Here is a 12607-nt window from a genome sequence, read left to right as displayed (position 1 = left end):
CGCGGCTGGGGCGATGCGCCGCAGGGCGAGCTCGTCGATCAGCAGATGGCTGGTGAGGCCACGCACGAGTCGCCCTGAGGGTGCGACGACGTCGTGATCGATCCGTCCGGCGCCCAGACGACGGACAGTTCGAGCAGCACCGCCTTGCTCGGATTGCCGCCCACCGACACGGTCCCACGCACGGTAGCGTTGACCCGCAGCCCGGTCCTGGCCAGGGTTCCCGGGCCGGCGCAGGCGCTCGTGCCGGTATGGTCGGCGTTTTGCACGATGATGCAATACTGACCCGTTCCGCGCCGGGCGACGTAGACGCCGAAGCTGGCCCCCGCAGGCGCCGCACCGACGCTCCGAATCGAGTCGTGGCTGAATTCGGCGCCGAGGTACGGCGCCTTCCCGTCGGCGAAGTCCGCCGGCTCGTCGAAAATGCGCAGGTAGTCCTGCTCGAGTGCCTGGGGGTCTGCCGCGCCGAGAGCCCCGGGCCCGGAGCCGATGTCGGCCGCAGGGGCGGCCGCTTCGGGGAGGTCGGCCGGGCCAACGAGAGCCGGAACCATCAGCGCGGCGACGAGCGCGCCGACGAGCGCGCCGACGGCGACCAGGAGCAGGGCGAAGCGGCGCTGGGGCCGGGGGGCGCCCGGGTAGAGCCCGAATTGAGTCCTGAGCGATCGAGTCGTGGCAGATCCCCCTGGAACAGATCCCTGCGAGGCGGATCCCCGCGGCCTCCATCCGCCGGCCCCCGAGTCGTCGGCGTTTTCGGTCCCCAGGCCCTCATCGGCAGGGTCGGCCCGGCCCAGCGCGGCCGGCGGGCTTGCCTGGGCGGGCCCGTCGAGCGCGTCGAGCACGTCGGCCGCGTCCGCCCAACGGTCCGCTGTCGCGAGCGCGGCGTCGAGCGCGGCGTCCTCCTGTGCCTGCTCGCGCATCCGCTGACGAAGGCGGTGCTCGGTTTCCGTGGCGTGCACGGTGCGCAGGGTGATCGGGTCGACGAACTCCACGAGCGGCTCGGGGACCGAATGCATGCAGTACACCGCGGCCTTGAGTTCGAAGAGTTCGGCCGCCGGATCGGGCCGGCCGGAGGGAGTCGGCGCGAGGGGATTGGCCCTCCACCAGAGGGCATCTCGTACGTCGAACCGGCCGCGGTATGCGCTCCGTAGCCTGGTGAGAAGGCCTGAATCGTTCTGCGCAGCGGTCCACAGCCGTTGCGCCAGGATTTCCTGTGTCACGCCATAGCTTCTTTGTTCGAACTGAGCCCGATGGCGCCAAAATATCCCCCTCGGCCGCCGGTCAATAGGGGTACCGCGAACCGGTGCGGAGCAGAATGGAGCCATGCCGAACCGCCTTGCAACAGCGATCAGCCCCTACCTGCGTTCGCACGCGGACAACCCGGTCGACTGGCACGGCTGGGGAGCGGAGGCGTTCGCGGAGGCACGCGCACGAGATCTGCCGGTGCTCGTCTCGATCGGTTATTCGACCTGCCACTGGTGCCACGTGATGGCGCGGGAGAGCTTCAGCGACCCGGACCTCGCCGCCTACCTCAACGAGCACTTCGTCAGCATCAAGGTCGACCGCGAGGAGCATCCGGATGTCGACGCGAGCTACCTCGCGGCGGCCGGCGCATTCATCGAGGGGCTGGGCTGGCCCTTGAACGTGTTCGTCACCCCCGACGGCCGGGCGTTCCACGCCGGGACCTACTTCCCGCCGCGGCCGATGCGCGGCCAGCCCGCGTTCCGGCAGGTGCTGGAAGCCGTGACGGAGGCCTGGACCACCAGGCGTGACGAGGTCACCGCCAGCGCCGCACTCCTGTCGGCGGCAATCACCGAGGGCACCCGGCAGCATCGCGGCGGCGGTTCGCTGCCCGACGCGGCCACGCTCGGACGCACGGTCGCCGAACTCGCCGCCTACGAGGACACGACCCACGGCGGATTCGGCGGAGCCCCAAAATTCCCGGCGGCGCCGGCGCTCGCCTTCCTGCTGGCCCAGCCTGCCGACGGGCCTGCTGCCGGCCAGGCCCTGGCCCTGCGCGCTCTCAAACGAATGGGGGCGTCCCCGCTCCGGGACCCGGTCGAAGGGGGCTTCTTCCGTTACGCCGTGAACCGCGACTGGAGCGAACCTCACTACGAACGGATGCTCTACGACAACGCCCAGCTCCTCGAGCTGTATACCCGCGCGTGGCAAGTCACCGGGGAGCAGTGGGCGCGCTCGGTCGCGGAGGGTGTCGCGGACTTCCTCATCACCGTCATGCAACTGCCCGGCGGCGGCTTCGCCAGCGCCCAGGACTCCGAGAGCACGGTCGACGGCCACCGCGTCGAGGGAGGTTACTACGCGCTGGACGCCGAGGGCCGCGCGGGCGAAACCCCGCCGGCACTCGATGCGAAGGTCCTCACGGGCTGGAACGGGCTCGCCATCGCAGCGCTGTCCCTGGCCGGGTTCGCTTTCGACAACGACACGTTCACCGGCGCCGCGCGACGGGCCGCCGATTTCCTGCTCGAGCACCACCTCCCGAAGCGCGGACCGCACGATCGCGGAACCCTCGTGCGGGCGTCCATTGACGACCGGGTTTCGACGGCCCCGGCCACCCTGGAGGACTACGGGATGTTCGCACACGGACTCCTTCACCTCGCCCTGCTGACGGGGGAGAGCGGCTACGCCACTGCGGCGCGCGGGCTCATTGACAGCACGCTAATCCCGGCCACCGACAGTCCCGCCCCCGCCGACGCCCCGGCCGACAGTCCCGCCCCCGCCGACGTCCCACCCCTGGCGCAACCGTTCACCGCCCCGAACGGTCCCGACCCGGTGCTGGCCGCGCAGGGCCTGGCCCTGGATGCCGATCCGTCCGAGGGCGCCTACCCCTCCGGGCTGAGCGCCACCGCGGACGCCGCGGAGCTGCTCTACCTGCTCACTGCGGAGCGTCGCTACCGCGCGACCGCGGAGCACGCGATGGGAACACTCACCGCGCTGGCCCCGGCCCGCCCGCTCGCGTTCGGGGCAGCGCTTCGGCTCATCGCGCAGTTGGCTGCGCCGGTCGAGCAGCTCGTCGTCGTCACGCCCGCCGCGGCGCCCGGCCGCGAGCCGGAGGACCCGGCCGGCCTCCTCGCCGCCGTTCGCCGGCGGGGGAGTGGACTCGTCGCATCCGTCACAGAGGCCCAGGCCTCCGCCTTCGCCGCCTCGGGATTCGAACTCTTCGCGGAGCGCACCGCCCGCGCCGGAGCGCCGACCGCCTACCTCTGCCGCGACTTCGTCTGCCGACTGCCGGTCACCGATCCGGCAAACCTGGACCCGGCGGGAGGCCGGCCATGAGCGTCGAACCCGGGAACATCGCCCTCAAACGGATCTACGACGACCCGGCCGACGACGACGGATGCCGCGTGCTGGTCGACCGCCTCTGGCCGCGCGGGGTCTCTACCGAGCGCGCCCGGCTCGACGCCTGGCTCAAGGAGATTGCCCCGTCGACGGAGCTGCGCCGCTGGTTCCACAACGGGGGAGGCTTCGACGAGTTCGCGCTCCGGTACCGGGCCGAACTCGACGGGAACCCGGCGAGCGTGCAGGCCGTGGCCGAGTTGCGGGCGCTCGCCGCGGAGCGTGCGCCCGTGCGCGTCACCCTGCTCTACGGCGCCCGGGAGCGGCGCGACAACCACGCCCGCGTGCTGGCCGAGTACCTCGGCGCGGACCTGGCCGAACCCGCTGAGGCTCCGGCACAGGACTGACGCCCCGGAAATCAGGCCCGTCGCCGCCCCCGGGCGCTAGCATCGGGGCATCCGCTGCGATTCCGGGGCGGCGCCGCTGCTGAGAGGACTCCACCATGATTCCCGAAGTCAACATCTGGGCTGTGCTGCTCGCCACCGCCTCCAGCATGGTCGTCGGCACGATCTGGTATGCGCGACGGGTGTTCGGCACGTACTGGATGAAGGCCGTCGGCCACACCTCGGAAACCATGGGGGGAGCGGCCGCGCCGATCATCGTCACGGTCATTGTCAGCTTTATCACCGCGTGGGTGCTGGCCGGAAGCGCCGCGATCGTGCAGAATTTCTACGGGGGCAGCTTCCTCGCCAACACGGTCCTGACCGCGATCATCCTCTGGGCCGGCTTCACCGCGGCGCGCATGGTCACCCACGACGCATTCGATCGCCGACCGTGGGGCCTGACCGTGCTCAACATCGCCCACGAGCTGGTCACCCTGGTGGTTATGGCCCTGATCATCGGCCTGTTCGGGATCAGCGCACTCTAGGCCAGCGCCCTCCAGTCGAGCGCCCTGCAGCTGAGCGCACTGCAGCCCAGCAGCCACGTTGAGTTGCGGAAAAGGTACCTTCAATCTCCGAACGAAGGTGCGTTCTCCGCAACTCAACCCAGGCGCCAGCGCAGCACGCAATCTCGGCCCAGGCCGCGGCAGCGTACACTGGAAGAAGCGCCACCGCGTTCCGCCGGCTGCTTCGCTCTCGGTTTCGGACTTCAGCGCAGCGCTTCGGTGATACCGGACGCACTCCCCTTGGCATAGCGTGTGGTTGCCTCGTGAACGAGTGTTCCCACCCCCTGAGGAGGACCATGGCGACATTCGATCGATCAGACACACCGAGCGCGGATGCCCCGACGCCGCCGACCCTCTCCCTGAGCACCGAACCCGAACTGGTGCTGATCACGCCGGACGCCAGAACCCGCCGTTTCGATCGCGACGACCTCGTCGTGCGCAAGGGCGAAATCGCGCTCATCAACGGCAACTTCACGCCCCAGGAGTCCATGGTCAAGGACCTGCTCGCGGTGCGCGACGCGCTCGAGGCCGCCGGCATCGACTTCCTGCTCGTGCGCGGCGATGGCGGCCGCCCGGTCATCGCGGTCGACCGCAAGAGCCGCAAGGCGCTCACCCGGGTGCTCGCCTCGGCGTTCGCCAACGAGCCTTTCTACGCCAAGCCGCTGGACGGCGCCCGGACCGAGCCGCTTCTGCTGGCCGACGGCACCCTCTCGTCGCTGCGCAAGTCCTCCGTTTTCCGCGTGTACCGCCCGCGGATCGAACCGATCGGCCGCCTCCGCTACGGCTCGCAGACCGCGTTCCAGCTGGAAATGTGGCGCTTCGGCGACGACGAGATCGTCGCCCCGGTCGAGAACCAGCTCATGCGCACCCGGATGCCGCGCTCAGAGGCACGCGAAACCACGATCGAGCTCTACGGCCGAAGCTGGCGCACGCTGCAGAACATGTTCGACGACCTCGCCAGCGACATCAGCTTCGACATCGACATGGTCTTCTCCTGGGTCGACGGCTCGTCGACGGACTTCCAGCGCGAACGCGCCAAGCGGATGAAGGCCTACGTCGTGGGCGAGGGCGACGAGTCCGACGCCCGCTTCCGCCAGATCGACGAGCTCAAGTACGCGCTGCGCAGCGTCTACCTGTTCGCCCCCTGGGTGCGGCGCATCTTCATCGCCACTGATTCGCCCGCACCCGAGTGGCTGGCCGACCACCCGAAGGTCACGCTCATGCGCAGCGAGGACTTCTTCCCCGACCCGAGCGTGCTGCCCACACACAACTCGCACGCGGTCGAGAGCCAGCTGCACCGCATCCCGGGCCTGGCCGAGCACTTCCTCTACTCGAACGACGACATGTTCTTCGGTCGTCCGGTCGGGCCGGAGCTCTTCTTCTCCCCGGGCGGCGTGACCAAGTTCATCGAGGCGTCGACCCGGATCGGGCTGGGCGAGAACGACCCGACCCGCAGCGGATTCGAGAATGCGGCGCGCGTCAACCGCGCCCTGTTGCACGAGCGTTTCGGCAAGGTCACCACCCGCCACCTCGAGCACACAGCGGCCCCCATGCGGAAGAGCGTCATGCGCCAGCTCGAGGCCGAGTTCCCAGAGGACTTCGCCCGCACGGCCGCGAGCCGGTTCCGCTCGGCGACGGACATCTCGGTCACCAACTCGCTGTACCACTACTACGCGCTGATGACCGGTCGCGCGGTCGCCCAGACGCAGGCGAAGTCCCTCTACGTGGAGACGACCCTGCGGGTGGCGCTCCGCCAGATGAACCGCCTGCGCAAACGCCGCGACCACGACATGTTCTGCCTGAACGACGGAAGCTTCCCGGAAATCTCGGACGAGGTGCGCGTGGCAGCGGTGACCGGGTTCCTTGAACTGTACTTCCCGATCGCGGCCCCCTGGGAGAACGAAAGCCGGGTGAGCGGCGAATCCGTTATCGCAGGACCGGGATCGGTGTGGTCATCGGCGGTTCACGGAACACTGGCAGAGTACCCGCGGGAGTGAACGTCACGTTGGAGGCGGCGAGCCGCCGGGCACTCTCGGCGGCATCGATGTAGTCCAGCGTGGGGTAGCTGCCGAGCGGCACGACCGAGTGCAGCACCGTGTCCTGATACACGTGCACGAGGTTGAACGCGCGGGCGCCGTCGCGGCCCCGGGTGCCGCCGACGGGCACGTTGAGGTCCTGCGTGTAGCAGGTGGCCGACGCGACCGACACCGGAATGCCGGCGAAGGTCGCGGTTGACGAATAGTGCAGGTGTCCGGCGATGATGCTGCGAACATCCGAGCCGCGCACAACCCTGGCCAGGGCGCTTTGATCGCGCAACTCCACCGTCGCCGCAAGGTCGAGCATGCTCGGCACCGGCGGGTGGTGCATGGCGAGGATCGTGCCGTCGGGCGCGGGCATGCGGAGTTGTGTCGCCAGCCAGCCGAGGCTCTCCGCAGAGATCTCCCCGTGGTGATGACCGGGCACCGAGGTGTCCAGGGTGATCACGCGCAGTCCGTTCACATTGTGCACGCGATTGATCGGATTCGACGTGGGTAGCTCGTCGAGCAGGTTGGCTCGGAACGACGCACGGTCGTCGTGGTTGCCCATCACCCAGATGACCTGTGAGCCCAGGCGTTCCGCCGCGGGCTCGACGATTCGACGCAGCCGATCGTAGGCATCCGGCTCGCCCTTGTCGGCCAGGTCGCCGGTGACGACGATCGCCTCAGGTCGACCGCCGGATGCCTCAACGTCGTCGAAGAGCCGGGCGAGGTGCGCCGCACTGTCCACGCTGCCGTAGAGGCGATTGCCTCCGGCGAGCAGGTGCGTGTCGCTGAGGTGGAGCAGGAAATGTTCCGGCCTGGGGTGCTCGGCCGTTCGAATGTTCACTGAGCTTCCATTCGTTCGGAAGTACGCACTCTGCGACGGCGCACTAACGGTACTGCCTCTATTGGAGCAGAAGAACATGAACAGGAGGTAACCGGCGCGCCCCCAGAAGAGAGGACAGAAAAGATGCGGCGACGGATCCGGCGCGTGATTCCGGCGCGGAGATCCCCGTGATTCCGGCGCGAAAACAGGGGGCCCGGAGTGCTCCCCGGACCCCGTGTGGCCTGCTGGACCGGCGTTCGTACTACGAGCCGCTGGTCTGGCGCTCGCCTCCCTCTTTCGCGGTCAGCCGGTCTTCGTTCGAGCTCTGCACCTGGATCTTGCGCGGCATGGCCGAAGCGCTCACCGGCCCCGCTCATCGTTTCAGGACGTGACGGTTGCTCGCCACGGTTTGCTACGGGTGGGTCAGCCCGCCGGCCGTGCCCGGCAGCGGATGCCTGCCGTCTTCACCCTCGTAGGGCTCGGCTGGCTCGTGCGTCGCCTCGGCGGCGCGCCGACGTTCCGCCTCGAAGTCGCCCTCGAGCCCGGTGAACCCGTAACTCTCCGCGCCGGGCTTCGGCGACTTCTTCCGGAACGAGTTCTTGCCGGGCTCTGCGCGGGCTGCGCCTGCGCCGGTTGAATCGGCGCTGACACCAGCGCTGCGCTTGTCAGCGCTGGTGTCAGCGCTGGTTGAGTCTTCGCTGCCGGTCCTCCGGTCGCGTCGCCACGGGAACATGCTTTCACGGTACGCCGCCCTGCGGTGAAATCAAGCGGTGATCGCTGACCGCGAACGGTGAAACGAGAGGACTCCTCGCCCCGGCTAGTTTGCGGTGAGCGAGACCGTCACCGGCGTCGGGTTCGTGAAGATGTCGAGCACGGGGCAGTGCGCGTCCACTGCGGAGTGCAGCTCCGCGTAGCGCTCGTCCGACTCCGGGCCGGTCACCCGCACATCGAGGCGCACGGCGGAGAATCCGGGACGCACGGCGTCGTCGAGGCCGAACAGGCCATGCGCGTCGAGGTCACCCTCGGCCGTGGCCGAGATGGAGTCCACGCGGATGCCGAGGTTCTGCGCGTACAGGCGGTACACCACGATCTGGCACGAGATGAGTGCGCCCAGCGCGTACTCCACGGGGCTGGCAGCGATATCGTCGCCGGCCAGGGCGGCAGGCTCGTCGACGAAGAAGACCTGCCGGCCGGCGGTGATCCGGCTGGCAACGGAACCTTCGCCTTCTCCCTTGACCGTGTAGGAGAGCTGGGCGCTCCGGGCGTCGGCGCCGATCCGGTCCGCCCAGGCGGTGCCGGCGGAGACAAGGCGAGCGGCGCGCTCGTCGGCGGAAATGGAACGGGAGGATTCGATAATCACGGGAGGCTTCTTCCTGGAGAGTGTGGGGCGGGAACTTCAGAGTACGAACCATTGCGGCCTCCGCCCCGCCCCGCGTTCACACGCCGTAACGCTGCGGGTCACACGCCGTAACGCTGCGGGTCACACGGCGTAACGCTGCGGGTCACGCGGCGTAACCGGCCCCCCGCCCCCGGCTCCCTGCGCGCCCCCTCCGGCGCCCGTGCGCAGGCGCCCGTGCGCCGGCACCCTTGCGCCGGCTGAGGATCGGCGTAGCTTGTGTTGGACATCGGACGCAAGTCAGATCAGAGGGACCCCGGAGGCTGTTTCAGTTGCCGGGGTCCCTCGCTACGTGCCCGAGCCGCGGCGGATTCAGGAGGAACCGGCCTGGCTGTGCAAAGGTGGACCGTGCGCACCCGATCCAACCCCGTCCGTTTCTTCGGCGGAGCGCTTCTGTCGACCGCCGTGTTCGTGCTGCTCTACCTGTTCTTCGTGCAGACGCACACCGGGCAGGCGGTCGACCAGCTCGCCTACGATGGCGCGGAATTCGGGCGTCGGAGCGTGACCCCGTTCACGCAGGGAATCCTCGACTGGCTGCCGATCGCCTCGGCCGTGGTCGGACTGTTGCTGACGATCATCGTCGCGTTGATCCGTCGCCACCTGAAGACGTTCGTCGTGGCGGTCGGTGTTGCCGCCGCCGCGATCGCGACGACGCAGTTGCTCAAGTACGGCATCCTGTCGCGTCCCGACCTCGGCGTCGAGGGGTACGCCGGCAATTCATTCCCCTCCGGGCATACGACCGTCGCCGCGGCATCCGCCCTGGCGCTATTCCTGGTGGCCAGCCCCCGGACACGCTCGCGGGTGGGCGTCTGGGGCACCGTCTTCGCCGTGCTCGCGGGTCTGTCTACCCTGGCCGACCAGTGGCACCGCCCCAGCGACGTGATCGCCGCGCTGCTCGTGGTCGCTTTCTGGGGGTGCGTGGGCGGGGCCGTTCTCTCGTTCAGCCGCGCGGTTGCAGACCTGCCGCCGCACGACTCCCCGAGCCGGCAGTGGTGGATCGCGATTCCCTTCGCGGTGATCTCGGGGGCGGCGCTGGTCGTCACCCTCCTCGATACGTCCGGCGGGGCATCCGGTGCCCTGATCGCCTACATCGGCGGCCTCACGGCGATCGCCGCCTCCGGCTTCCTTATCGCGCTCACGGCCACCCGCCTCTTCGACCCGCTGCCCTGACCGGCCACCTCCCGTTGAGATGCGGACAAAGCACCTTCGACGTGAGATTGACGGTACTTTTTCCGCAACTCAACCCGAAACTGGCCCGTGGGGCGGGTGCGTGTCACACTGGGGCATGGCCGTCACGCTCAGAGCGATCCAGACCGTTGTCCCGCCGACCATCCTGATCCAGGACGAGGTGCGGGATGTCTTCGCAGCCCAGCCCGACCTCAGCCGTCTCGCCCAGCGGCTGGTGTCGACATCCTTCAACCTGTCGGGAATCGAGAAACGGCACACCGTGATCGAGGAGCTGACCCTCGACGGGGACGCGGCCGATCCGCGGTTCTTCGACTCGGTGACCCAGCGGCTGCTGGTGCCGAGCACGAAGGTGCGCAACGAGCTGTACATCACCGAGGCCACGAAGCTCTTCGTCGAGGCAGGCCGACGCGCCGTCGACGCCTGCCCGGGTATCGAGGCCGCGGATGTCACGCACGTCGTCACCGTGTCCTGCACGGGTTTCTACGCGCCGGGTCCTGACTACATGCTCGTGCGGGAGCTCGGCCTCAGCCCCGCCACGCAGCGCTACCACCTCGGCTTCATGGGCTGCTACGCCTCGATGCCGGCGCTCCGCACCGCCAAACAGTTCGTCCTGGCCGACCCCGACGCCGTCGTGCTCGTGGTCAGCGCCGAGCTGTGCTCGCTGCACCTGCGCAGCTCCAACGACCCGGACACGATCGTGGCCTCCTCCCTGTTCGCGGATGGCGCCGCCGCCGGCATCGTGAGCAGCCGCGCCCTGGCGCCGGGCGAGGTCGCGCTGAACCTCGACCGCTTCGAAACCGTGATCACCCCGGTCGGCGAAGGGGACATGGCCTGGAAGATCGGCGACGAGGGCTTTGAGATGGTGCTCAGCTCCTATGTGCCGCACATCATCGACGAGCACATCGAGGGCGCGCTCGCGCCGCTGTTCGACGGTGACGAGACCCTGGCCGGACTGCTGCCGGTCGAGGAGGCGGAAGAGGCCGCGGAGATCGAGGTCCTGGCCGACGTGCTCTCCCAGGTGCTCGCCGAGTCGCTGGTCTCGTCGGGTGCCGGGGCCGGTGCCGGGGCTGCGGCGGTGGGCGCGGGGTCAGGCCCGGGCGCGGGGCCGGGCGCGGGTGCGCCGGCGGACACCCTCAGCACGGCCATCGCGCATTGGGCGATCCACCCGGGCGGGCGAAGCATCCTGGACAAGACAGAGGCCAAGCTGGGGCTCACCGAAGCCCAGCTCGTGCCGTCGCGGGAGACCCTGCGCCAGTACGGAAACATGAGCAGCACCACGATCCTCTTCGTGATGAAGGCCATCATGGACGCCCCGACGACCGAGGACGGACAGCGTGTCTGTGCCATGGCCTTCGGGCCGGGGCTGACCGTCGAGTCCGGCCTGATGACCGTCGCCGTCGGCTAGGGCATGGGCCTGTCCGCGCCGCACGTGCCCGCGCGGCGTGCGCGCTCGCTGCGCGTGCGCGCGAGCGACGCCGTCGAAATCATGGACGACCCCGGGTGCGACCCCGAACGGCTCGCCCGCACCTACGCCGACTTCCGGATCGTGAACGCGTTCGTGTCGGGCTGGCGGGGAATGTACCGGCGCGACATCCGCCCGGCGTTGTCCCGCACCCGTCCGCGAACTCTGCTCGACATCGGCTCCGGCGGCGGGGACGTGGCGCGGGCGCTCGCCCGGTGGGCCGCGCGCGACGGGCTGCAGTTGCGGGTCACCGCGATCGACCCGGATGCCCGCGCCCACGCGTACGCGACCGCCCGCCCGCCGCTGCCCGGGCTGTCGTTCCGGCGGGCGCTGAGCTCCGAGCTGGTCGCAGAGGGGGCCCGTTTCGACTTCGTGGTGTCCAACCATGTGCTGCACCACCTGGGCGCGGCGGAGCTCGGCGGGCTGCTGGTCGACTCCGAGCGGCTGTGCGCCGGGCGGGTGCTGCACAGCGACATCGAGCGGAGCCGATCGGCCTACCTCGGCTTCGGGCTGGCGACCTGGCCGTTCTTCCGCGGCTCGTTCATTCGCGCCGACGGGCTCACCTCGATCCGTCGCAGCTTCACGGCCGCGGAGCTGCGGAGCGTGCTCCCCGCCGGGTGGCGGGTGACGCGGGAACTCCCGTCGCGGCTTGTGCTGCACTGGGAGGCGCCGGTGTCGCGCTCGTCCGGCGCGTCGGGTTCGCGTGCGGGATCGGGGTCGCAGTCATCGAGTTCGACGGTTCCGGTCGAGATTGACGGGCGCGCCGGGCAAACTCGACCGGAACGCTCAAGCTCGGCGACAGGGTCGGGGCCCGCGCATGCGTGACGTCGTCATCGTCGGCGGGGGGCCCGTCGGCATCCTGCTCGGCTGTCTGCTCGCGGTGCGCGGGGTCGACGTCGAGGTGCTGGAGCAGCGCCGGCAGCCGTCGATGCGCTCGCGGGCGATCGGCATCCACCCGCCGTCGCTCGGGGCGCTGGAGCAGATCGGCGTCGCCGACGACCTGATCGCGCGGGCCGTGCGGATCCGCGGCGGCGTCGTGAGCTGCGACGGGCGCACGCTCGGACGGCTCTCCTTCGCGGAGGCCGCGGCGCGGTATCCGTTCGTCGTCGCCCTTCCCCAGTATGAGACCGAGGCCCTGCTCCGCGCCAGGTTCGAGCAGCTTCGGCCCGGCGGGCTGCGCCCCGGCGTCACAGTGCTGGGGGTGCGCGACGTCGGAGACCACGTTGAGGTCACGGCACGGGGTCGGGGCTCGGTCTGCGCCCGATACGTGGTCGGCGCCGACGGCGCACGGAGCGTCGTGCGGGACGCACTCCACATCGGCTGGACCTCGCACGGCGGCGGCGAAACCTACCTGATGGGTGACTTCGCCGAACCCGCCGAACCCGGCGAGGGCGGCGCGGGCGCGGGCAACGCGGGTGTGCGCGGCGAGGGCGCCGCCGGTGCAGCCTCGGGCGGCGCGGGTTCTTCGGGCGAGGCCGGCTCG

The 12607-nt window shown here is 70.0% G+C and carries 12 protein-coding genes; 8 read left to right on the top strand and 4 right to left on the bottom strand.

Going from position 1 to position 12607, the window contains the following annotated elements; translation table 11 throughout:
• Positions 1-38: 38 nt before the first annotated feature.
• Complete coding sequence (locus E3T33_RS00790) at positions 39-1214, bottom strand: hypothetical protein (protein WP_134574540.1); 1176 nt, start codon at positions 1212-1214, stop codon at positions 39-41.
• A gap of 103 nt (positions 1215-1317) precedes the next feature.
• Here E3T33_RS00790 and E3T33_RS00785 point away from each other — a divergent pair, with 103 nt between their 5' ends.
• The 4 genes from E3T33_RS00785 (at position 1318) to E3T33_RS00770 (ending at position 6231) form a co-directional block, all read left to right on the top strand.
• The gene (locus E3T33_RS00785) at positions 1318-3288 is read left to right on the top strand and encodes a DUF255 domain-containing protein (RefSeq protein ID WP_134574539.1); all 1971 of its coding nucleotides are present in this window, start codon (positions 1318-1320) and stop codon (positions 3286-3288) included.
• Positions 3285-3695: a DUF488 family protein gene (locus tag E3T33_RS00780; protein ID WP_092321055.1), complete on the top strand. Its 411-nt coding sequence runs from the start codon at positions 3285-3287 to the stop codon at positions 3693-3695. The genes E3T33_RS00785 and E3T33_RS00780 overlap by 4 nt, the downstream gene beginning before the upstream one ends.
• A gap of 95 nt (positions 3696-3790) precedes the next feature.
• Complete coding sequence (locus tag E3T33_RS00775) at positions 3791-4216, top strand: DUF1761 domain-containing protein (protein WP_092321056.1); 426 nt, start codon at positions 3791-3793, stop codon at positions 4214-4216.
• A gap of 314 nt (positions 4217-4530) precedes the next feature.
• Positions 4531-6231, top strand: coding sequence for a stealth family protein (locus E3T33_RS00770; protein ID WP_134574538.1), 1701 nt, complete (start codon positions 4531-4533; stop codon positions 6229-6231).
• On the opposite strand, the gene E3T33_RS00765 is transcribed toward E3T33_RS00770, so the two are convergent.
• From E3T33_RS00765 to E3T33_RS00755, 3 genes are all read right to left on the bottom strand, one after another.
• Positions 6161-7099, bottom strand: a complete 939-nt coding sequence (locus E3T33_RS00765; protein ID WP_241982778.1) for a phosphodiesterase — start codon at positions 7097-7099, stop codon at positions 6161-6163. The two genes, E3T33_RS00770 and E3T33_RS00765, sit on opposite strands and share 71 nt — an antisense overlap.
• A 391-nt stretch (positions 7100-7490) precedes the next feature.
• Entirely contained in the window at positions 7491-7811 is a 321-nt protein-coding gene (locus tag E3T33_RS00760) for a hypothetical protein (protein WP_092321059.1), read from the bottom strand.
• 84 nt (positions 7812-7895) lie between these two features.
• Positions 7896-8438, bottom strand: a complete 543-nt coding sequence (locus E3T33_RS00755; RefSeq protein ID WP_092321060.1) for an OsmC family protein — start codon at positions 8436-8438, stop codon at positions 7896-7898.
• A gap of 384 nt (positions 8439-8822) precedes the next feature.
• On the opposite strand from E3T33_RS00755, the gene E3T33_RS00750 reads away from it, so the two are divergent.
• The 4 genes from E3T33_RS00750 to E3T33_RS00730 all read left to right on the top strand — a co-directional run.
• Positions 8823-9644, top strand: coding sequence for a phosphatase PAP2 family protein (locus E3T33_RS00750; RefSeq protein WP_166784350.1), 822 nt, complete (start codon positions 8823-8825; stop codon positions 9642-9644).
• 115 nt (positions 9645-9759) lie between these two features.
• Positions 9760-11067, top strand: a complete 1308-nt coding sequence (locus E3T33_RS15475; protein ID WP_241982780.1) for a type III polyketide synthase — start codon at positions 9760-9762, stop codon at positions 11065-11067.
• A 3-nt stretch (positions 11068-11070) separates the two neighbouring features.
• Entirely contained in the window at positions 11071-11949 is an 879-nt protein-coding gene (locus tag E3T33_RS00735; RefSeq protein WP_092321062.1) for a class I SAM-dependent methyltransferase, read from the top strand.
• On the top strand, positions 11942-12607 hold a 666-nt coding region (locus E3T33_RS00730), incomplete at its 3' end, for an NAD(P)/FAD-dependent oxidoreductase (RefSeq protein ID WP_134574536.1). The genes E3T33_RS00735 and E3T33_RS00730, both read left to right, overlap by 8 nt.

The organism is Cryobacterium sp. TMT1-2-1 (assembly GCF_004403955.1).
GTDB classification, from domain to species: Bacteria; Actinomycetota; Actinomycetes; order Actinomycetales; family Microbacteriaceae; genus Cryobacterium; species Cryobacterium psychrotolerans.
This window is presented reverse-complemented; position numbering and strand designations above follow the sequence as displayed.